Source organism: Streptomyces sp. NPDC047841 (genome assembly GCF_040704085.1).
GTDB lineage: Bacteria > Actinomycetota > Actinomycetes > Streptomycetales > Streptomycetaceae > Streptomyces > Streptomyces argyrophylli.
In genome coordinates, this window is record NZ_JBEYRP010000058.1 from 1 (window position 1) to 22,096 (window position 22,096).

Genomic DNA, 22,096 nt, shown 5'->3' on the forward strand with positions numbered 1-22,096 from the left:
TGGGACTGTCCTCCCGGGCGCTGCATGAACACCACCAGACTGCGCGCGACCTCGCGGGCCAGATCCGCACCGTGGTCACGCTCGACCAGGCAGAGGGCAAGGTCGATACCGGCGGTGACACCGGCCGAGGTGAAGATGCCACGATCCTCGACGAAGAGGGAATCGGGCTCGACGTGCACGTCCGGGTAGGCGCGTGCGAGCAGCTGGGCGTGGCGCCAGTGCGTGGTCGCGCGGTGCCCCGAGAGCAGGCCCGCGGCGGCGAGGACGAACGAGCCGGTGCAGATGGACACGAGCCTGCGGTCGCGAGCACGCGGGTGCCGCACGGCCTCGGTCAGATCGGCCGGGATCGGCTCGGTGACGAGGAGATCCCCGCCCGGGACGACGAGGGTGTCGACGTCGAGGTCCGCTGCGGCCGAGTCCACGGGCAGACGCGTGCCGATCGAGGTGCGTACCGGCTTGCCGGACGGCGACGTGTAACACAGCGAGTAGCGGGCACCGAGGGTGTTGGCCTCGGCGAACACCTCCGCGGGGCCCGAGACGTCGAGCATCTTCACACCGTCGAACACGAGGAAGGCAACACGGTGGACGGCCATGCGGTTGACGGCTCCTTTCCTTGGTCAACACCAGGACATCCGTCCGGGAGGGCGGACTTCCCCGGCCCGGTGGGCCGGCTCGGCCCGGCGGTGCGGCGGCGGAGACCGGCTCGGCCCGGCCAGAGGCTGCCGGGCGAAGGCGTCAGGTCACTCGGGGCGAGGATCAGATCACTCGGGCCACGCGTTCGTCTGGATGATCCGCACGAAGTCCTTGCGCTGGAAGCCGGGGTCGAAGTGCGCGAGGACGTCGTCGTTCATGGTGCCGAAGGTGGTGTCGGGCCGGTCGGCCATGCCCTCGTAGAAGGCCTGGAGGATGCGGTTCTTGAAATCCGGTCGCGGGTGGGCGGCCGTGACCTCCGCACGCTGATCCGGGGTGATCTGCTCCAGCTCCAGACCCAGGACGTCGGTCTCGACGCCGAGCGTCACCACGGAGACCTCCGGAGCGAGGTGGAGGGGAACCTCCGGCGTGGTGTGGAGCGCGATCGCCAACCAGACGTTGCGCGCCTCCTCCTCGCTTCGGCCGTGGTCGCGCAGGAAGGCGTACGCCGCCTCGGCCCCGTCGAGCTCGAAGCGGCGGTCCTTCGTGCGGTAGTCGTCCGTCAGCCCGAGGTCGTGGAAGAGGCCGCCGACGTAGGCGAGCTCGGGGTCCACCTCCAGGTTCCGGGCGGCGCTCTTGAGCATGCCCCAGAGGAACACGCGGCGGGAGTGGTGGAACAGCGTGTCGTCGGCGGCCAGGCGCACCAGCTCGGTGGCCTCGCGGACCAGGGCGGTGTCCGGGACCGTGATCCCGGCGATCGTTTCGGGCACTGTGTCTCCAAAAGGGGAAGGTCGAAATTTCTGTCGCTTTCGACTCACCTCCACGCTCTCTGATCGATGCCGTGGCGAGAAGTGTCCGAGCAGACGTGTGTCCCACGGATCCGGACACACGTCGGCGGGCGGCGCCGGCCGACCGGCCGCAGCCGGGCCGCCCTGGTCGGGCCCGCCATGAGGTCCGGCTCGCCGAGACCCTGCTCACCCCGGCCGAGCAGGCCCGGGCGGCGCTGGAGAAGTGGAACGGCTACGCGCCCGCCGCGGCCGAGGAACAGGACCTCGACAGCGAGCTCGACCGCCGCCCGGCCCGGGCGGCCGCACGGTGAGCGATGACATGCACATCGTCCTGGACGTCACCGCGATGGCCGCGGCCGGCCAGGGCAACGTCCTCGCTTCCGGGGTCCGCGCGTCCCGGAGGATCTGGCGGTCATGGGTTTCGACGGCATCGACGACGCCGGCTACGCCAACCCGGCCCTGACGACGGTCGTGCCGGACAAGCGGCAGATCGCAGAGCGCGTGCCGCAGTGTCTCGCCGACCGCATATACAGCCCGGCTTCGGCGGTGCCGCCGCAGGACACCGCCGTCCCGCACCACCTGGAGATTACTAAGACGTGACCGCACTCGGCTCGCCGGGCATGACACGCTCCCACGCGTGTGCGGATGACCGAACAAACCCCGGCCCCGCCCAGGCCACACCCCCGGATCAACCCGTGCCGTGTTAACACCAGCTATCCAAGTGCTTTACATGTCTGTCGGAGGATGGTCGGATTCGAGCGATCACGATCATGGAGGACATGTGCCCGTCCCTTTTTCTCGAATATGTACAACATCAGCCGCTGCGCTGCTCGTTGCCGCCCTCGGTGTTCCGACCGCAGCCCACGGCGCCGATCCCCCAGCCACTGCCGCCGTCTCCCCGACGGAACACAGCAAGCCGCATGGCGCGCCCCTCACCATCACGCTGATCACCGGCGACCAGGTCACGGTGACCCGGGGACCGGGCAACGCCGTGTCGGTGCAAGGCGTCCAGCGCCCACCGGGAGCCGCCGGCTCGGTGCGGGTCACCGTGGAGAACGGTGACACGTATGTGTACCCGGACGAAGCCATGGCCTATATCGCGACCGGCAGACTCGACCGGCAGCTCTTCAACGTCACCCAGCTGATCGCCCAGGGCTACGACGACGCACACATCAGCGCCCTGCCCCTGATCATGACCCGCGCGCAGGGCACCGCCACGGCCAGGACCGGCAACGGCACCGACCTGCCGGGCGCCCGGACCACCGCGCAGCTCCCCGCCATCCGGGCGCAGGCCGTCCACACCCAGCACAGGAAGGCCGCCGCCTTCTGGACGGCCCTCACCGCCACCGCGAACTCCAACGCCCAGCGGTCCGCCGACGGCACCACCACCCCGTCGTTCACCGCCGGCGTCGGCAAGGTGTGGCTCGACGCCAAGGCTCACGCCGACCTGGCCGACACCACTGCGCAGATCGGCGCCCCCCGGGCCTGGTCCGCCGGCGGCACCGGCGCCGGGGTGCGGGTCGCCGTACTGGACTCCGGCGTCGACACCACCCACCCCGACCTCGCCCCGCACATCATCGGTACCCGGAGCTTCGTCCCGGGCGAGGACGTCATCGACCGCAACGGCCACGGCACCCACACCGCCTCCACCGTCGCCGGAACCGGCGCCGCGTCCGGTGGCAAGGAACGAGGTGTCGCCCCCGATGCCGACCTGCTCGTCGGCAAGGTGCTCGACAACTCCGGCTCCGGCGCGATGTCACAGATCATCGCGGGCATGGAGTGGGCGGCCCGCACCGAGCACGCCAAGGTGATCAACATGAGCCTGGGCACACCGGTCTGGCACACCCAGGACGACCCCCTGAGCCAGGCGGTCAACCAGCTCAGCGCGGAGACCGGGGCCCTCTTCGTGATCGCCGCGGGCAACACCGGCAACAACCCCTACAGCGTGAGCTCACCGGGTACCGCCGACGCCGCCCTCACTGTCGGCGCGGTCGACGCCTCCGACCAGCTCGCCGGGTTCTCCAGCACCGGGCCGCGGCAGAACGACGACGGCCTCAAGCCCGACATCACCGCACCCGGCGTCGACGTACTGGCCGCGCGGTCGCAGTACTCGCAAGGCGGTGAGGGCTACTACCGCACCGACAGCGGCACCTCCATGGCAGCCCCGCACGTCGCCGGCGCGGCCGTCCTGCTCGCCCAGAAACACCCGCAGTGGACCGGTGCGGACATCAAGAACGCGCTGATGAGCACCAGCGCGCCGACCCCCGCCTACAGCCCCTACCAGGCAGGCGCCGGCCGTGTCGACGTCGCCGCCGCCTACCTGAACGACCACATCATCGCCAGCGGCTCGGTGGACGCCGGACTCGTCCGCTGGTCGGCGGACCACCGGCACGCGCCGGTCGAGCGGCACCTCACCTACCGCAACACCACCGACCACGCCGTCACGCTCGCCCTCTCCGTCGACCCCGGCACCTCGCCCGCCGGAGTGTTCACACCGGCCGCCTCCCACGTCACCGTGCCGGCCCACGGCACCTCCACGGTCGGTCTCCTCGCCGACCCGAAGGGGCTGGCGCCGGGACAGTACGGCGCACAGGTCGTCGCCCGCTCCGCGACGGGTGCCGTCCACACGGTCGTGGGGATGTCCGTCGAGTCCGAGAAGTACGACCTGACGGTCCACCTCAAGGACCGGCACGGCAAGCCCGTAGACAACGATGTCGAGATCACCGGCGCGGACGGACGGACCACCATCATGTGGGTGCCGAACGGAACGCTCGCCACCCGCCTGGCCCCCGGCTCGTACACGATCGTCTCCACCCTGGACGTCGAGGGACGCCACGGCCCCCACTCCCTCGGCTACGCCGTACTGACCGACCCCGAACTCGACCTGTCCGGCGACCAGGACGTCGTCCTCGACGCCTCACGCATCCGCCGGATCAAGGTGGACACCCCCAAGCCCACATCCGTCACCACCAGCAGGATCGACCTGTTCCGCTCCTTCACCTCGCACACCCCGTCACCCAGCGACGGACAGGCCCTGCACGAGATCCTCATGCCCTCGCCCGCCTACGACAGCCTGTGGGCGCTGCCCACCAAGGGACGGGTGAAGAAGGGCAGCTTCGTCTTCACCACCCGCATCCGCGCCAAGCAAACCCCCCTGAAGATCACCTACCGCGGCGGGCACACCCTCGACGACACCCTGCTGACACAACCCGGAAGCCACCCCTTCCCGGACGGCACCACCCACGTCGACGCCGTCTTCGCCGGCACCGGCACGACCGCCGAGTACGCCAACGTCGACGCCCGCGGCAAGGCCGTCGTCGTCCGGCACAGCGCCGAGGTGACCGCCACCGACCAGGCCGCCGCGGCACACACCGCGGGCGCGGCGATGCTCCTCGTCGTCAACGACGGCGACGGCCGCGGACTCGACTGGTACGGCGACCCGGACGGCAGGACGGCCGGACAACTCCCCGTCACCTCGCTCACCCAGGACGAGGGCGAGGATCTGATCAGCAGCATCCACGACGCGAGCCGCAACCGGCTGAAGCTGTCCGTCCAGGCACACCCCTCGCCCGCCTACCTGTACGACCTGGCCGATTACCACCAGGGAGGCGTGCCGGACGACCCGTCCGCGAAGACCGATCCCGGCCATCTCGCGCGCATCGACAACACCTTCGCCCCGCCGGCCGGCAAGCAGGTCACGGAGAGCCGCGAGGACAGCCCGCCGTACGAGTACTGGCCGGCCGCCTACCCCTACGCAGGGTTCGGCATGACACGCGTGCCGCCCTTCCCGCGCGAGCCGGTCGCCGCGGGCCACCGCACCGACTGGGTGTCCACCGGGAACGGCGTCAAGTGGCAGCAGTACGCGGCCATCGAGGGCTGGTCGACCTTCACCGACGTCGTCGGCTACCAGCCCGGCAGCGTCCACGACGAGCACTGGTTCGGACCCGTCGTCCGGCCACGCATGGTCGGTTTCGAGGTGCCGCACCGCGTCGGCAACGCCATAGGCGGCACGCTCGCGGGCTTCGGCGACGGAGGATCCGCCCACAGCGGCGACACCAACCTCATGACACGCAGCTTCGCGCTCTACCAGGGGGACACCCTGCTGGTACGGAACGGAGCCCGCCCGGACTTCGGCGTGGGCGACCTGCCGTCGCAGACACTTCCGTACCGGCTCGTCGCCGACACCCGGTCCGACAGCGACCTCCTGCCGTACTCCAGGACCACCCACACCGAGTGGACTTTCCACTCCGGCACCGCCGACGACCAGGCCCTCCCACTCGTCCAGCTCGACTACGGCACGGACGTGGACCTCGCCGGGCGCGCCAAGCGCACCTCGCTGTTCTCCGTCCAGCCCGTCGTCCTCGGCAGCACCGCCACCGACGACACCGTCACCACGGTCCGCCTCGACATCTCCTACGACGACGGAGTGACCTGGCACCAGCAGGACCTGAAGCGAAACAAGGACACCTGGCAGACTCTGCTGCACGCCCCCTCCCGGGCCGACTACGTGTCCTTCCGCGTCACTGCCAAGCAGCGCAACGGCGACGGCGTCACCCAGACCGTCACCCGTGCCCTCGGCCTCCGCTGACCCCCACGCCACGGCCGGTGCCCTACGTCCCCCGGCGTGGGGCACCCGCGGAACGCGATGAGGGAGCCCGGCCCTGACCGGGCCGGTACCCTCGTTTTCCGAAAACCGAACACGCGGGGCGCCGCGCCTGGCCGGGAAGGGCGGGGCGCGGTGCTCCATTAACGCCCCAGCCAGGTCTGCCGTGCCTCAGCACATTCAGGAACCCGCACAACGGTGAACAAGTGAATCGGGGGGCGCGCCCCTGCCCGCAGACAACGGCGCCGCTGGCCCGAAGGCCAGAGGTCGACAACCCCGGGGCGCCGGCGGTTCGCATCCTTCGAGGCCCCGGGGCGGCGGGCGAAGTCGCCAGAGCGCCTGTCGGGACGTGGGCCGCGCGAGCGCCCCCGCAGGCGAGGGAGACGGCGAGAGTGGAGGGCGGCGAACCCGTCGAAGCACAATGGTTCCGATGGTCCACCCGGCCCCGCCGCACATCTCGCCGGAGCAGCGCGAGCGCCTGGAGCAGCGCGCCGACGCGTCCAGGCTACGCACGGCGCCCTACCCTCACCGAAGCCGCCGCCCGTCCGGCGCCGTTCCCGCTCCCGTCGGCTCGCCATATGCGTGGGCGGGTCCTGCTGGTCCGCGCCCCTGACAGGCTGCTGGCCAACAGGACCCGACGCACTGCTCGGTGGGCATTTTTTCTGATAGGTGCCTGTCATCTACCGGGCAGTTGATGATGTGCTCGCCTGCATGAAGAAGATCATGACGCTCACTGCCGCCATGACGTGTTCGCTGCTTCGCTGCTGTCGGGTGCCCGCGCAACGGTGGTCGTGCAGTACACGCGCAAAACCACGGACGGCCGTTACGATGCCGGTCGGCATGGGCCAAGATGTGAATTCTCCCGAACCAGACATCGAGCAGAAGGCCACGGGCCGTCTGCTCGATCTCGTCCGCTCCTTCGTCACCACGCATGTGTCGTGGAAGCCGCTGTTCATCGGCGCGGTCATCACGGGCGACGACCTTATGCGCCTGTATTTCCGTTCACTTGAGCGGGACCGCACCTATGGTGTGGACGTGCTGATCAGCCACACAGGGCCCGGCTTGCTCGGCTCTCTGGTGTCCTCGGCGTTCCTGGCGAACGAGCATCTTCATCGGTCTTCCGGTGATCCGCACTGTGACGTGATCGCGGATCTCACCGACTACTAGGATGCACCATCGCTGCCGTGCCACCGGCGGAGGCGTCGGTCACGGAGCCGCTTGGGCCCGCCGCACGGCCTCGGTGGCCCGGAGGCGGAAGGACCCGGCCTCGCCGGGCGCCGTCTCGCTCCGGCCCGCGCTCCCAGTCCGCTCGCTGTGCCGGTGCCCGGCGACGCCCGTCCGTACCGCGCGCTCCCGCCCCGCACTCCCGCCTGCTGCGGCCATGCGGCGCCGTGCTCGGAGGCCGCCTCTCGCCGTTCGGCCGGTGGCCCCGCCCGCGCCCCTGGCCGCCTGCGCCCGGCCTGCGGCCGCCCGTCGACGGTCCGCCGTCCCGCCCACTGCGCCGCGCCGGTCCCTGGCCGTCCGGAGGCTTGCAGCCGGGCTGCGTGGCTTCGTGGCGGCCCGGCCGTGTCCGTCCGTGCCGGCCGTGTTGTCCGTGCGGTACTTGACGGCTGTCCGTCCGTTCCGCGTGCCGCCCCTCGCCTGTCCGGCCGTGTCGTCGGTGTGGTACTTGACCGCTGTCCGTTCGTTCCGGGTGGCGTCCGCCGCCTGTCTGTCTGTCTGTCTGTCGTGTCGGGGGTCGGGTCGTTTGCCGTGTTGTGTCTTGCGGCCGTGTCCGGTCCGTTGTGCTCGTGTCGCGCGGCCGTCCGTGCCGCGCCGGGCCCGTTGCGCCCGCCGCCGCGTCGGCCGCTGTGTCCTCCGCCGCGTCGCCTCTCGTCCGCGCCGCTCCGCGCTGTTCCGTGTCGTTCTGTGGTGGTCTGGTGGGTTCGTGTCTGTGTGGCTGTGTTGGTGTGTTCCTGTCTGTGGTGGTGTGTCGTGTTCTTTGTCGGGTCGTGTGTGGGTCGTCGTGGTGTGCCGGTCTGGGGTGTTCCGTCCGGCTGGGTTGGGCTTGTGTGTCGTTGCGTTGCCGTCTGTGCGGTCCCTCGGGCGGCCGCCGCGCCCGGGTCCGTGCCTGTGCTGTCCTGCCGGTTCCTCGCGGTCGCTTCCGGCGGGTTCGGCGGCCATCGCCGTCCGCTGTCCGGCCTTGCGCGCTTCGGGCCGGACCTGCTGGTCCGCGTGGTGCCCGCAGGGGTCTGTCGGCCGTGTGGTGGGCTGTTGCGCCGTGGGCTGGAGTGCGTGCCGTCGGCCGGGCCCGGGTGGTTGCTGGGGCTGTTCGGGTTGGGTGGTGGTGGGGGGGCTCCTGCGGGTGTCTGCGCCATGTCGTGAGGGGGGTCTGGCTGGGAGGCTGTTCTTCCTCCGGGTTGTGGGGGGCGGGTCGGCGGGGGTGGCCGAAGACGTTCAGGGTGTGTGGCTGGGTGCTGTCGGTCCTTGCTGGGCCGCTGTTGTCGCTGGGGGGGGGCGGCCTGGCGTCGGATCCGGGTGCCGGGTGCCGGTTCATGGATCCGGAGATGTGCCGGGCGGCTGGCCGCGGCGTGTCTGCGGGCGGGGGTGTCGTGTGTGCGGGTGGCTGGAGGGCTTCGGCTGCTGTCCTGGTTCGTCCGTCTGTGCATGGTGGCGGAGGCGGGGTGTGTCCGGGGTGTTCTGCGTTCTGCTGCCGGGTTGTGGGGCGTGTCGGCAGGCTCGGGTGTGGCCTCGTCTAGCACGGCGGGGTTCGTTGGGTCCGCAGCGACGCGCCGTGGTGTCGGGGGTGAGGAGGTGTCAGGATGTCACCTGGAAAGCCTAATAATATGTCAATCTGCTTTTTTGGTGGCCCATGTGATGTGCTGTCAGCTGAGGGTGAAAGGCCCGAGAATACCCTGTTCGGAGCTGGATCCCTGATCTCCGATATGCCCGTCGTGCCGGTTATGAGTAAGTTCGTTCGTGAGCCGGCCGACGGGTCGGCGTCTCTCTGTGCGACAGGAGATCGTGAGATGAAGCTCCGTACGACCGTGGTCACCGCCGCTGTGTCGGCTGCCGCCGCTCTGGCCGCGACCGGCATCACCTATGCCTCGGCCGCTTCCGCTTCGGTGGCCCAGGAGGCCCCGGCCGCCGTTGCCGCCGTGACCGGCGGCAACGGCAACGGCAACGGCAAGGGCAACGAGGGCAACAACAGCAAGGGCAACGAGGACCGGGGCAACTACGGCAAGGACAACGAGGGCCGGGGCGAAAAGGGCCGGGGCAACAACGACAGGGACGAGGACAACGAGGGGCGGGGCGAGGAAGAGGGCCGTATCCAGGTCAACGAGCGGTCCTACTCCGCGCGTCCCGGTGACTGCATCACCGTGGTGAGCGGTCTGGGCGCGAAGACGCTGAACGTCCGCAACGAGAGCCGCAAGGCTGTGGAGGTCTTCCGCGGGGCCGTGTGTGACAACGGTGCTCCCATCGCCACCGTCGGTCCGCACAGCTCCAGCTACGGCGTGGAGCCGGGCTGCACCGAGGGCATCGACATCGAGGACGGTGTGGTGGCCAGCTTCCGTGTGGTCAAGCGTCACCACGACGAGTACTAGGCCGCGGCCGACCGCTCACTGTGGAGCCCCGGCCCGCCGGAATCGGGCCGGGGTCCCATTTTGGCCCATGTGCGTGGCGGTCACGTCCCTGCGGCTGTGCCGGTTTGGGATGCCGGGGGAGCGGCAGCCGGTGTCCGTGCGGCCGCCCCTTTGTCTTCCCTGGCCGTTTTGCCTGCGGTTTTGTGTCCGCCGGTGTGTTCTCAGTCCGCTACCTGCGGCTGTCTGCCGGGCGCTTTCCCGGCTCGCGAACGGGTGAGGAGTGAGATGAGCATCCGCCTGGTGGAAGACGTCAGCGACGACACCTACGTCCTGGACGGCCTCGCCGTCAGGCTGACCCCGGCGCTGCCCTGGCTGGGGCACCGGGTCTGCTGGGAGATGAACGGCCGCCTCAAAGAGCCCGTCGACCTGTCCCGGGTCACCTGCAACGTGATCATGAAGTACGGGCCGGTGAAGATGCTCGAGAGGAACTACGCACTGCGTGACCTGCTCGGGAGCCTGGGCGCACGACTCTCGGGTGACCTCAGGCCGGCTGCCGGACCGTGGCAGCAGACATGGAACCTCCAGCTCCCCGAAGCGGTTCCGGTGGCCGAGCTGCGCATCCTGCTGCGCGCTCGCACCGGCAGCGGACGGAACTTCCTGGCCCTGGACATCGCCCTGGACTTCAGTCACAGGTTCCGTCCCGCCCCGGCGGGCGGCAGGGCAGGCGCACGCGTGCTGCAGGGCTCACACCGCGCTGACCGGGATCAAGCGGACCGGCCGGCCTCGCCGTCTCGCCGGTCCGCTCCGCTTCGGCCGGCAGCATTCCCAGGGCCGTGATCCGCCTCGCGGGCTCGCCGGACCCCGGTACGCCTGGGCCCGGCGCATGGCGTCGCCGTACCGCCGCCGGCCGCCGCGCTCCGCGGCAGCCGGGCCCCGCTGGAGGCACAGAACCGGATTGCGTCCCGCGCCGTCAGGGTCGCCCGCCTGGTCCTCTCACGCAGGCCCCGTGCTGTGGGACCTTCGATCCGATGACGAGGACCTCACGCGGGCCACATGCCACCCGAACGGCCTACACGCTCTCGCGTCGCCCCGACGAGCGCCGTTGTCCCGTTCGGACCGACCTCGATGAGAAGTCACCGCCACCGCGTTCCCGTGATCAGTGCTCCACCGGGAGGCGTCATGGTCGTGATGGCTCTGCTCCTGCCGGTGCCGGCCGTGCTCATGCCGTTCGGGCCGGACGCCCTGGAGAACCCCCGTTGTTCCCCCGGCACACGCAACGGTCCCAGAACGGCGCGGAAGAACACGGCTGTCACTTCCCGGCCGCGCCGCATTCCCCGCTGAGGGATTCCTGGTAGGCATCCGCGTAGGTGGGCACGTCCTTGATCAGGTCGTCGCAGAACGCGGCGACGTCGGTGCCGATGAGTTCCAAAACTGCCTTGCCCTCGGCGACGCCCCCCTCGAAGAAGTCGACGACTGCGGGGAGGAGGGACCCGTCGGACAGGCTGACCGGTCCGACCTTGAACAGGTACTTCTGCATCTCCTTGTAGACGATCTGGTAGTCGGGCGGGAGTGCCTTGACCCGGGCCACGTGCGCCCGCCACTGTTTCTTGCCCTCGATGATGTCCTGGATGCTCACGTCAGCCTCCCAGCCGGCTCAATTTCCTTGCGACGTTCCTGTTCAGCTGCTCGCGCCACCGGTCGCGATAAGTCCGGGCCCCTGCTCCGCCGGCCAGCGCCGCACAGAAGCCCCTCACGTCGTCACCGAGCACCTCGTGGACGCTCTGCCCGTCCGCCGCCGACACTTCGAGCAGCCCCAGGGCGGAGTCCAGGACCGGCGTCAGGCTGCGGCCGGTGAAGTCCCCGTACGGAAAGAGGTGGGCGACGATCCGTCCCCACGCCGCCCGGTAGTCGTCCGGCAGGTCCTCGGCCCGGGCTTCGAACGCCTTCCATTGCCTGGTGAGATCGCTGCCTGTGACCTTCTCCCAGAAGTTCATCTCCCGCCCTCCCTGAGCTTGTCGATGCGCGATGAGAGGTACTGCCATTTCGCCCAGAACTTCGCGCGTTCGTCGCGTCCGGCCTCGTTGAGCGTGTAGAACTTGCGCGGCGGACCGACCCCGGACGGCCGTTTCGTCACCTGGACGAGCCCGTTCCTCTCCAGCCGCAGCAAGATCGTGTACACCGTCCCCTCGATGACGTCGGCGAAGCCGAGCTCGTTCAGCCGGCGGGTGATGGCGTACCCGTAGGTTTCCTCGCTGCCGATGATTTCCAGCACGCACCCCTCGAGCGTGCCCTTCAGCATCTCCGTCAGGTCGTCCATCGCGGGCGCTCCTCAACCTTGCCGGTACTACGTGATACCGAGTACCACTATACGGTATCACCGAGTAGTGGAACGGCGACGTCTCCGGTGGACACAATCCCGGGCCGACCCGTTCAGCGACCAACCGGATTCTGTCGGACACCGCAGCGGCGGTCATCGGTTGAGCTGACGGGTGGCCTCTTGCAGGTCACCATGCTGCACCGGACAGAGAATTCGCCGGGTGGGGCACCCGCGAGGCGATCGGCCACCGGCCGGTCGCGCCCGACGCCGTGGCCGAGTTCGCCGGGGACACCGCGGTGGACGAGGCCCGCTACCGCCACCCCGTCCGCTACCTGCGCATACGCGACGACCTGCACCCCCGGCAGCTGCCGCCCCCAGCAGCTGCCGCCCCCAGCAGCTGCGGCCCCCAGGACTCTGGCCCGAAGCCACGCCCGCCGCAGCCGCGGGCGGCGGCACCGACCAGCCTCCGACGGCGTCCTGCTGCGACCGGCACGGGCCACGTCCTTATAAGGATCAGCGGAGAGCCTCGACGTCCGCACGACGGCACCGAGGCGCTGACGGCCGTGGCCGGATACCCGACCGGCTCACCGGCAAGGCAGGCATGGCCCTTTCACCACCGCCGCACTGGCGGGTGACGGCCGGCACCATGCCCTTCAAGCCCTTCAAGCCCTTCCAGCCCTGGCGCGTCTCGCCCCGGCGGCCGTACTGCGGACACGGCACATCGTCTTCGCCCACCGCCAGGTCAAGACAGGCGGAGCAACCACAGCCCGTCGCAGCCTCGGGCCGCGCCGCCTGGAAACGTGCTGCCCTCCCAAGGCGCGGGGCCCTGGCTGACGATTGCTTTCCGTCCCAGGGGAACATCCCACCGGTCTTGGGCATCCGCGCGCCCGCGAGCACCTGCGATGCCGGCAGCCTCGCAGCCCACCGGCACGGCCGAAAAAAGGGAGAGGCGGATGCTGGACGCCGAACGGTTAACGCACCCCGTGATCCACGACTGCGTCGACGCGCTCGCCGACGGCCGGGGCGCACTGCCAGACGGTCACCTACCGCATCACCGTCTTCAACGCCGGCCCGAACGACGCCACCGGCGTCACCGTCACCGACCCGCTTCCCGACGGCCTCGCCTTCCTGTCCGCCGAAGGCCCCGCAGGCCACGACCCGGCCGCCGGGCAGTGGGCCGTGGGCGACCTGGCCGACGGCGCCGCCACCACCCTCGTACTGCGGGCCAAGGCCACCAAGGCCACCAAGGCCGGCCAGACCGGCAACACCGCCACCGCCACCGGCAGCGAAAAGGACCCCGGCACCACCGACAACACCGACACCGTCACCATCTGCATCGAACCGGCCCCCTCCTGCTGCGACCCCTGCTCCACCGATAAATAAGCCCTCAGGCTCGTGCCGGACGGGCTGCCACCGACGACCCGCCCGCCAGGACGGCGCCGCCCTGCCCCAGCCGGCTTTTCGGCAGGAGACGCTCGACTGCAGCTGACCCGACGACAGCGGGGCCGGACAAAATCACCCTGCCCGACCCCGCTGTGCGGCGCGGGCTGTCCCGGTTGGTGTGGCCGTGTACGAGTGGCTGGCCGGCGGTGCCTGCGGCACCGTCGGCGCCTGCGGCAAGCAGCCTCTGGCCTGCCCGGGAGTGGACCGCTCCGCCCGCCACGACGGCGCTCGGTTCGCCGGCCGGGGCCGGGAAGTACGCGGGCCCTGCCGGCGGGCCCGCCGGGCCCGCATCAGCGTCCCGCAGTCGCCCCTGGAGAGGACTGGACCGGTCACGTGTACGCGTGTCCGGGCTGCACGCTGTCCTCTTCCGGGTGGAGCAAGCCCGGCCGGAGGCCTGATTTTTCCGGCTCTCCGCGTGACGCCACCCACGAGAGGCAGGTCACGTCCTAAGCGGGATCGTAGAGCCGCACAGCGTCTGACGCGCCAGAAAGCCACGGAATGACCGAATTGGGGCTATTTCTACGCCCTTGGGTAGTAGGTCACAGTCTTGCTTCCCGTTCTCACGGTCGCTAACCATGTTTCTCGTCGCCGCAAGCAGCGGGCCGGGCCGGGCGGGATCGCCGGGACCGCCCTTGCTCGCCGCGCCGTGCGGGGCCTCGCCCCGACGCCCGACAGGCCGCGACCGGACGATCCGGCCGGCGCCTCAAAGACGTCCCGTAGGAGACCCCCCATGACCGCGATCACCGCTGCGTCCCGCCTCGCCCGTCTGCGCAACCTGGCCGTCACCGGCCTGGTCACCACCGGCGCCGCGGCCGCGGCCCTGACGCTGACGCCGGCCACCGCCCACGCCGCCGAGGCCCCCAAGGCCGCCCCCGCCATCGCCTCCAAGGCCCCCGCCGGTGCCAAGGGTGCCGCGAACAACCTCGACGGCTGGATCAAGCAGTCCCTGGCCATCATGAAGGCCAAGGGCATCCCGGGCACCTACGAGGGCCTGCACCGCAACATCATGCGCGAGTCCAGCGGCAACCCCAACGCCCAGAACAACTACGACGTCAACGCCAAGAACGGCATCCCCTCCAAGGGCCTGCTCCAGGTCATCGACCCCACGTTCAAGGCATTCCACGTCGCCGGCACCGCCAACAGCTCCACCGACCCGGTCGCCAACATCACCGCCGCCGCCAACTACGCCGCCCACCGCTACGGCTCCATCGACAACGTCAACTCCGCGTACTGAGCCACCCGGCGTTCGTCACCCCTCCGGATTGAGTTCCGCGTACAGCATCTCCGGCAGCCCCCGCCCTCGGGCGTGCCCGGATCGCCGGGAACCTCGTAGCCGGCCGTCACACCGAAGGCGGCCCAGGCCCCGGCCGGGACGAAGGTAACGGTTACTGTCACGGTCACCGCCCAGCTCTCCGGCGCCCGGATTCCCGGAGTCACGGTCGCACTCGCCGAAGCGGGCACCCACGGCGAGCCCAGCGGGCACGGGCAGGCCACCACCGGTCCGGACGGCACCGCTGACTGGAAGTTCACCGCTGACACCAAGGGCACGGCCACCGTCCGCGCCACCACCTCGGACCTGCCCGGCTCCGACCTGAACATCCCTAACCCCCGCGACAGCAGGGCGGCCGGATGGGCACACCCCGGGCCCGGCCGCCCTGACGTTGCGGGACTGCGGACACCGAGGGTCACAAGTCGTCGCCCGCTTCGCCGGCGCTGCCGCGTCCGCTCTGCCCGACGTGCCCGGGGCCGGGCCCCCAGACCCGCCCCCGGGCGGACGTGCTCGGGGCCGGGCCCCCAGACCGCCCCCGGGCGACAGGCGTCAGCCGACGGCCTGTTCGAACTTCCAGAGCTGCTCCGGCGAACCGCCGGCGGGCTTCAGCTTGACGTGGTGCTCGGCCTCGGTCACACCAAGTCCTGACCCCGCTTGGTGATGGTGAAGACCCCATCGCTGCCCGGTCGATCGACCAGACCGCGTTGTCGGTGTTGAACTCCGAGGCGCCGAGCACCTGTCCGTCCTGGTCCATGGCCCACAAGCCGTGCCGGTGTTCTTGATGGAATACCCGTCGCCGGACCCCTGGACGTTCCACCTTTCGTAGACGGACGCGTAGTTCCGGTCGAGGTAGAGGTCCGGCGCGAACGGGAAGTGCTTTGCCCAGTCGCCGGTCCCCTCACCGAAGAGCCTGTAAGCAGAGGCGGCGGCACGGGCATCGCTCGCCTGAGCCGGAGCGCTGCCTGCCCGTCCCGCGGCCAACACGAAGGGCAGCCGCCACAAGGACCTCACGACGTTTCGCCACATTCTCTCCTCCGGGCTGTCGCGCAAGCTGACCCTGGGGCCGGCTCACGCAATCGCCACGGCGTCTGCCCCCCCGACGCACGCCACGAACTTCCCCGCGAGCCCAGAAAACGTCCGCCTGATGCCCCCCAGATCATTCACACCACGACATAACGAGCCAAGACCGCCCACACACGGCGTCGACGCTCACGCGTGCGAAACCGGTCCCACACACTGCGGATTCCCCACCGACACCGCTCCGCCCCGGACGACGGGATGTCCGGAGCTTTTCCCCGGCTGAGTGGTTTGCAGCAGCGCGAGACGAATCCCGTGTACTACTGGCTCTCAGCGCAGATGTGGCCAGGTGAAGTGCACAGCGGCAACTGGCGTGCCCAGTCACCGCTGCCCGTCACCCCTTCGGTGCCCGGTCGGGTTACCAGCGCATCCCGAGCTGGTCCAGCTCCCCCCACCGTTGAGCTGGTCCAGCTCCCCCCACCGTTCCTCGCTTAGCTTGTCGGGCCGCCGCCGGCTGTTGTCCAGCAACGTTCCCAGCTTGATGTCGACCGCCTCGCCGTCGATGTCCACGCGCTCGATGTGCTTCCGCGCGGGGCGCAGATGTCCCTCGCGGTCATGGAACTGCCGGGCCGCGCGCAGGTTGAGCGCCCACTTGTCGCCTGCGGTGAGCGTGACGGGCCGGGCCCCGGGGCCGGCGGGCTCCAGGCCGAGCGTGCTGCCGAGCAGCCACTGCTGCGCGAAGGAGAGCTTGTCCCACCCCTGCCGCTGCGATGCCGTCCACGCCCCGAAATCTTCGCCCTGGACGACGAGTTCACCGGCGCCTCGGGGAGGGTGCCGCCGGCCGGGATGGCGTCAACGACGTCCATCCCACGATTCGCGCCATCGCGGCGCGCTGTGGGCCGCCCGCTGAACACCGGGGATCAGGGACGCTGGGGTCCGGCGCAGGCGTGGATCACGTTGAGGAGACTTTGGCGCAACTGCTCGGGGCTGAGCCGATGTGGGGCTGCCGCGGTCAGCTGGTTGAAGAGAATCCCGTCCAGGCAGGCCACGAACGCGTTGGCGTGTGCTGCCGGGGCGGTTGCGCCCGCTGCGGCAAGCATGGTCTCCGCCACCGCACGGTGGCGACTGCCCGCGGTGTGCAGGGCCTCACGAAGCTCGGGACGACGGGGCGCTTCCAGGGCAAGCTCGTAGCGGGCGAGCATGCGTTCACGTCCAGCGGTGCACCAGCGCTCGACGAGGTTCGCCGTGGCCTCGGCGATCTCCTCGATGCTCGCAGGCCCGGTGAGGGCGGGGCGCTCGTCGATCTCGGTGATGTCCAGTTCGGCCAATCGCTCGACAGCAGCGCGCAGGAGCTCCTGACGGGTGCGGAAGTAGTACGAGCACGAACCTGCCGGCACTCCGGCCGCTTGGTCGACGGCTCGATGGGTGAGCCCGCGCATGCCGGAGTGAGCCAGAGTGCTGATCGCCGCGTCGGCGAGCCACTCCCGCCGCGACGTGGCGTAAGTCACCGGTTTCCTCCCCTGCGCCGACCCCTACCTCTACAAGTGTAGAGTGACCGACGTCCACTACAGATGTAGAGGGGGGTTCTGATGGGCAAGGCAGGACACGGCGACCATGCCGGGGAACGCTCCGCGATCGTGGTCGGTGGCGGGATCGGCCCCCTGGCCGCCGCTCTCGCGCTCGTCCGGAGCGGCTGGCAGGTGAAGGTACTGGCGCGCGCCGTCACCTTCGGCGAGGTGGGAGCGGGGCTGTCGCTGTGGCCCAGCGCAGTGCAGTCGGTGTCCGCGGGGAGGCCGCCCCGGCCCGGCAGGAACCGGTACCTACGCTGCCACCAGCACGCTTCCACCTGACGAGCCAGACACCCCACCAGAGCCAATTCCCGTCCGACGCAAGCGGTACCAGCAGCATCAGCGACGCCATTGCGGAAGAACCCCTCGCCGCCCAGGCCGAAGCCCGGATCCGCCCCCAAAGCCTCCACAAGCCTTCCCCGCGCCTGCGACCCGCGGAAGCTGTGTTCGAAACCCGGGTGCAGGGACACGTCCACCGACGGTGCGCCCTGTGGTCCGACCACGGCGGTGCACGTACTCCAGGGCTCGTCCGGCGGCCTGCGCGAACAGTCTTACAGGCGGCAGCGACGGGGTGGAGTCCGGTGAGGGGATCGACACGAATTCCCCTTCCCCGGGGTTTCACCTCGGATGACACAGCGGGTACCGCCATCCCCCACCCGCGCCGGCGTCTGGACGCCCACGACGCGGTGTCTGGCCCCCCGGGCCCGGAACCCTCCAGCCGACCAGCCGGTCCGACGGTGTCACCCGTTCCTGCTCCCGCGCGGCCGTCGTGGCGTCCCGATGCTTCCCCGCCCGGGCGGGTATCGCACGGGAGGGGGGCGACCTGCCTGCCGGGTGCCGGGCCCCTGCCGGTCGCGCTCCTCAGCTGAAGCCGTTCCGCCTCGACCGCTATCGCGCCGACTCTGCCGCGCAGCGCATGGGTGGCGTGTCGCGCCGATCAGCTCCGGGCGCTGGTGTAGGCGTTGATCCGCTTGTAGTCGTGGTCGAGCAGCGCGGCGAGTTGCGGGCCTGCCCACAGAGTGAACGTGACGGCGATCTCCCGTGCGTCTTCCACCTCGTGACCGGGGCGTGGGTATCCCAGGTAGGGCACGGCGAGGCGGGTGAGCCGTTCCCGTTCCGTCCCGGCGGGCCTCTCCGGCTGGGGGTGAGGTCGTCGGCGATGGCCGACAGGATCTCGATCGCGGTGGGGCCGGCGGGGTGTGCGTGCTGCTGGGTGCGGGCGATCTGGTCGCCGAAGTCGCACAGCCAGCTGCCGAACCGGTCCGGGTCGCGGCCGAATCGCTGGAAGAGGCAGGCGCACAGCTCTGCCGCGAGGTGTTCGGTGAGCCGCAGGGAGTCCTCGCGCAGCGTGCCGCCGGTGTGCCAGGTCTCCAGCACGGCGGTCAGGCAGTCGTAGATCTCCCAGTTGGCCGAGGCGGGCTGTCTGCGGCGGGGTCGTTGCGGGCGGCTTCGTCCAGCGCGGCCGTGGTGATCAGAGCGAGCGCGGCCTCGCCCGGCGTGGGGTGGTCCGTGGTCTCGATCATCGCAGTTTTCGGGGGGTTCGTGGGTAGGGTCACGGCTGTGTAAGAGGACGAAGGGGTGGCGGGACAGCGAGCGCCCGCCGCCTGCTGTGTCCGGTTGGGTTACCAGCGCATGCCGAGTTGGTCGAGTTCGGCGCGTCGTTCGGGGGTGAGTTTGTCGGCCCGGCGGCGGGTGTTGTCCAGGAACGTGCCGAGCTTGATGTCGACCGCTTGACCGTCGATGTCCAGGCGTTCGATGTGCTTCCGCGCGGGGCGCAGGTGCCCTTCACGGTCGTGGTACTGCCGGGCCGCGCGGAGGTTGAGCGCCCACTTGCCGTCTGCGGTGAGCTTGGCCGGCCGCGCTCCGGAGCCGGCGGGTTCCAGCCCGAGCGTGCTGCCCAGGAGCCACTGCTGCGCGGGGGACAGCTTGTCCCACCCCTGCCGCTGCGCGACGGCCCACGCCCCGAGATCCTCGCCCTGCACGACGAGTCCACCGGCCACCTCCAGGAGCGCGCCCCCGGCCCGGACGTGGGTGCGGGCGAGGGTGAAGCAGCGCTGCCAGGCCACGTCCCACCCGAGTGGGCACCATCCCGGGTCGATGGCCTCCAACGCCGCCAGACGGCTCTCCGGTAGCTCCCCAGCGGCCACGGGCACGGTTTCCCCGACGGCGCGCCGTTCGGCGTTCTCCCAGGTCCTGCGGGCCTCCGCTCGCCTGTTCTTGGCCCATACCCCGATGGGGTAGCCGCCGTCTCCCACGGCCTGGACCGGCGGGAGGAAGTGCGAGTGTGCGGCGGCCCATGACCGGGCGACCGTAAGTCCTTCCTCCCAGGCGACGTCGTAGTGGGACCACACCATGCCCAGCGCTTCGAGCTGCTTGACGCGGGAGGCTTCCAGGGTCCCCGCGTTGTAGTAGCGACGCTGGTCGGCCAGCCACCGCCCCAGCGGGAACCCGGCGACCGCGCCGGCCGACCCGCCCCCGCTCTCCCCCTCGCCCCCACTCTCAGCCTCGGCCTCGGTCTTGTTCTCGCCCATCACGTAGTCGTACGGCACCCGCAGTTGCCCGCCGCCGTTCTCCCGCCGCCACCGGGTGGCCGCCGCGATCCCGCGCCGCCAGTACGTCTTCTCAGGGTCGATCACCCGCAGGCGCACGAACTGCGCCACCAACGCCGGATCGCGCGGGCTGCTGAACCGCAGCAAGCCCGCCGCTGCCTGGCTCACCCACACGTCATCCCCGGCGCCCTCACCGTCCCCGTCCTCGTCGTGACCGTCCTCGTCCTGGCCCTCGGCGCCCTGATCCTGCCCCTGGTCCTCACCGTCCTGGCCCTGGCCCGCGTCGTCCCCGCCGACACCGCCTCCGACAGCAGAACTTGGGAGTCCTCTTCACCGGCCCGGCGTCCGCTGCGCTGCCGTGGATCGGCAAGAGCCTCGATCGTGTCCGCGTCGTGCGCCCGGAGCGCCCCGAGCACCTTCGCCAGGGTCCCGTACGCATCCGACGTCAAAAGGTCATCGACACCCTCATCCGGACCGAGGAATACCGGCACCACCAAAGACGCCAATTTCCCCTCTCCGGGACTCAGACGCAGGGCACGTCCGACCATTTGCACGATGTCGACGATGGACCCCCGCGCATCGCAGAAAGCGACCGCGTCACACTGTGCCGTATCAACGCCTTCCCCCAGCACCTTCACAGAGCTGAGAACACGCACCGCTGCCGGAATATCCGACCGGCCACGACCGGTGAAATCGGAAGCGAATTCTGCCAGCACCTCACGCCGGTATCCGGGGGCGTGGTCCCCGTGCAGCCAGTTGGCCCAGACCCGCTCCGCCGCAGGGAAGGTCTCCGGGTCGTCCTCGGCGAGCCGGGCCGCCACCGAAGGAACGCCCCGGGCCATCGCCTCCGCCTCCGACACCCGGCTGTGAAAGGTCAGGATCCTGCGCAGCCGCTCCCGCGCCGCAGCCGTCAGCAGCCCGGTCTGGAGCGCCGCGAGCCGCGCCCCGCGCACCCGGTCCGAGCCTCCCGCTTCCTCGGCCAGAGCGGCGTACAGCTCGGGGTCCCGGATGTCCAGGCACACCACCTGATACGGCGCCACGATCCCCCGCCGGATCGCCTCCGACAGCTTCAGCTCGTACGCCACACGCCCGAACACCGTCGAGTCCTCGTCCATGGACGCCACCAACCGAGGCTGCTCACCCTCGGCCTCCCACACGCGCGGCGTCGCGGTCATGTAGAGCCGCCGCACCGCAGGAATCCGCGCCTGATGGTGCACCGCCGCCCACGGTTTCAGACCATCCCCACTTGTCCTATGCGCCTCGTCCACGATCATGAGGTCCCACACTGGCAACCCTGCCTTGTGCGCCCGCTGGATCTTGCCCAGACCCACCGCCGCATAGGTCGCGAACACGGTCACCTGATCCAGGTCCTGCACCCACGAGAGGAGTTCATCGGGGTCGGTGGTGCACGGGATGCCGTCGGACTCCTCGGCCCGCAGGTCGCACACCCCGACCATCGCGCCCCGCCGGCCGCCCCGACGCCATGCGCCGGCCATCTGGGTCAGCAGGTCCCGCGTCGGGACCAGGACCAGGACGCGCCGCGCGGACAGTCGCCGCGCGGATTCCACGGAAATCAGCGTCTTGCCCGATCCGGTAGCGGCGATTACCTGTGTCCGCAGTCCCTCCGGGGGAATGCGTCCCGCGGGCGGGTCCTGAAGGTGATTCACCACGGCGTCAACGGCTTCTGCTTGATGTGGTCGCAGTTCAATGGGGGGCATGCAGAGATCCGCTTTCTGTTCGGCTATTCAGAGGTGATGAGTGGTGGTTTTCCGGTGACAGAAGTGGAACTGACGGACCGGTATTTCCTGTGCATGTGGTGAACGGGGAGCCGGGGGAGGGGGTGCGTGCTGAGCCCAGACTCTATCCCGATGCTGCGTCATGACGCATGACGGTTGGGGAAGGTTCGTCAGATTGACGGTTCTGTTGTCGTGCGAAGTGTCGGGGCAGTAGTCTCCTGCTTGCCGGTCCCCGAATTGGGGGTTCGGGCCCCGGCAGGGGCGAGCGGGGTGACGCTCCGTCAGCCTGCTCGCCCACAACCGGCGTTGGCCCCTTCCCCTACTGCTGCTGCCCTAGGCGGGCGCGGAGCGCACGCCGTCCACCCGGGGGCGGGGCGCGGAGCGGCCCGGCGCCGGGCGGGAATCCGGCGGAGCCGGATTCCTCTCGACCGCGTCAGCGGTCGAGTCCCGGAACGGAGTTCCGGGCTCATTCCGCGCTTGCGCGGAATCCGCCGCGTAGCGGCGGCGCGTCGCCTTCGCGGAGCGAAGCGCGCGCGGCCGGGCTGTCGCCGCCCCCGGGACCGCGGAAGAGGTTGTCGAACTCGGCGGGCGGCTGCCGGTCCGCGCCCTGCG

15 protein-coding genes and 2 pseudogenes are annotated in these 22,096 nt (G+C 70.4%); 9 read left to right on the forward strand and 8 right to left on the reverse strand.

The window, feature by feature from the left end; translation table 11 throughout:
* Both AB0947_RS41365 and AB0947_RS41370 read right to left on the reverse strand, forming a co-directional pair.
* On the reverse strand, window positions 1-593 hold a 593-nt coding region (locus tag AB0947_RS41365; protein WP_366755533.1), incomplete at its 3' end, for an AraC family transcriptional regulator.
* Window positions 594-761: 168 nt separating this feature from the next.
* Window positions 762-1,400 carry an HD domain-containing protein gene (locus tag AB0947_RS41370; protein WP_366755534.1) on the reverse strand — a complete coding sequence of 213 codons (639 nt, stop codon included), beginning with the start codon at window positions 1,398-1,400 and terminating at the stop codon, window positions 762-764.
* A gap of 95 nt (window positions 1,401-1,495) precedes the next feature.
* Here AB0947_RS41370 and AB0947_RS41375 point away from each other — a divergent pair, with 95 nt between their 5' ends.
* From AB0947_RS41375 to AB0947_RS41400, 6 genes and pseudogenes are all read left to right on the forward strand, one after another.
* Window positions 1,496-1,729 (forward strand): hypothetical protein, encoded by a 234-nt coding sequence (locus AB0947_RS41375; protein ID WP_366755535.1) that lies wholly within the window; start codon window positions 1,496-1,498, stop codon window positions 1,727-1,729.
* A 70-nt stretch (window positions 1,730-1,799) separates the two neighbouring features.
* Window positions 1,800-2,018 (forward strand): annotated as a pseudogene (locus AB0947_RS41380) (substrate-binding domain-containing protein); the annotation flags it as partial.
* A gap of 367 nt (window positions 2,019-2,385) precedes the next feature.
* Window positions 2,386-6,006 (forward strand): S8 family serine peptidase, encoded by a 3,621-nt coding sequence (locus tag AB0947_RS41385; protein WP_366755536.1) that lies wholly within the window; start codon window positions 2,386-2,388, stop codon window positions 6,004-6,006.
* A gap of 684 nt (window positions 6,007-6,690) precedes the next feature.
* Window positions 6,691-7,188: a hypothetical protein gene (locus AB0947_RS41390; protein WP_366755537.1), complete on the forward strand. Its 498-nt coding sequence runs from the start codon at window positions 6,691-6,693 to the stop codon at window positions 7,186-7,188.
* 1,841 nt (window positions 7,189-9,029) lie between these two features.
* Window positions 9,030-9,605: a hypothetical protein gene (locus AB0947_RS41395; protein ID WP_366755538.1), complete on the forward strand. Its 576-nt coding sequence runs from the start codon at window positions 9,030-9,032 to the stop codon at window positions 9,603-9,605.
* Window positions 9,606-9,869: 264 nt separating this feature from the next.
* Window positions 9,870-10,421, forward strand: coding sequence for a hypothetical protein (locus AB0947_RS41400; RefSeq protein ID WP_366755539.1), 552 nt, complete (start codon window positions 9,870-9,872; stop codon window positions 10,419-10,421).
* A gap of 472 nt (window positions 10,422-10,893) precedes the next feature.
* On the opposite strand, the gene AB0947_RS41405 is transcribed toward AB0947_RS41400, so the two are convergent.
* From AB0947_RS41405 to AB0947_RS41415, 3 genes are read right to left on the reverse strand one after another with little or no spacing between them, the layout of a single operon-like run.
* On the reverse strand, window positions 10,894-11,220 hold the full coding sequence (locus AB0947_RS41405) for a DUF1048 domain-containing protein (RefSeq protein ID WP_366755540.1): 327 nt from the start codon (window positions 11,218-11,220) through the stop codon (window positions 10,894-10,896).
* 1 nt (window position 11,221) lies between these two features.
* Window positions 11,222-11,578 carry a DUF1048 domain-containing protein gene (locus AB0947_RS41410; RefSeq protein WP_366755541.1) on the reverse strand — a complete coding sequence of 119 codons (357 nt, stop codon included), beginning with the start codon at window positions 11,576-11,578 and terminating at the stop codon, window positions 11,222-11,224.
* On the reverse strand, window positions 11,575-11,901 hold the full coding sequence (locus tag AB0947_RS41415; protein WP_366755542.1) for a PadR family transcriptional regulator: 327 nt from the start codon (window positions 11,899-11,901) through the stop codon (window positions 11,575-11,577). Before AB0947_RS41415 ends, AB0947_RS41410 begins: the two co-directional genes overlap by 4 nt.
* A gap of 1,008 nt (window positions 11,902-12,909) precedes the next feature.
* On the opposite strand from AB0947_RS41415, the pseudogene AB0947_RS41420 reads away from it, so the two are divergent.
* Window positions 12,910-13,284: pseudogene (locus AB0947_RS41420) on the forward strand (DUF11 domain-containing protein); the annotation flags it as partial.
* 790 nt (window positions 13,285-14,074) lie between these two features.
* Window positions 14,075-14,578, forward strand: a complete 504-nt coding sequence (locus AB0947_RS41425; protein WP_366755543.1) for a transglycosylase SLT domain-containing protein — start codon at window positions 14,075-14,077, stop codon at window positions 14,576-14,578.
* A 1,973-nt stretch (window positions 14,579-16,551) separates the two neighbouring features.
* Here AB0947_RS41425 and AB0947_RS41430 read toward each other — a convergent pair.
* Window positions 16,552-17,139 (reverse strand): TetR family transcriptional regulator, encoded by a 588-nt coding sequence (locus AB0947_RS41430; protein ID WP_366755544.1) that lies wholly within the window; start codon window positions 17,137-17,139, stop codon window positions 16,552-16,554.
* 81 nt (window positions 17,140-17,220) lie between these two features.
* Here AB0947_RS41430 and AB0947_RS41435 point away from each other — a divergent pair, with 81 nt between their 5' ends.
* Entirely contained in the window at window positions 17,221-17,481 is a 261-nt protein-coding gene (locus tag AB0947_RS41435; protein ID WP_366755545.1) for a hypothetical protein, read from the forward strand.
* A 1,340-nt stretch (window positions 17,482-18,821) separates the two neighbouring features.
* On the opposite strand, the gene AB0947_RS41440 is transcribed toward AB0947_RS41435, so the two are convergent.
* Window positions 18,822-19,916 carry a helicase associated domain-containing protein gene (locus AB0947_RS41440; RefSeq protein WP_366755546.1) on the reverse strand — a complete coding sequence of 365 codons (1,095 nt, stop codon included), beginning with the start codon at window positions 19,914-19,916 and terminating at the stop codon, window positions 18,822-18,824.
* Window positions 19,913-21,466, reverse strand: a complete 1,554-nt coding sequence (locus AB0947_RS41445; RefSeq protein WP_366755547.1) for a DEAD/DEAH box helicase family protein — start codon at window positions 21,464-21,466, stop codon at window positions 19,913-19,915. The genes AB0947_RS41440 and AB0947_RS41445 overlap by 4 nt, the downstream gene beginning before the upstream one ends.
* Window positions 21,467-22,096: the final 630 nt, after the last annotated feature.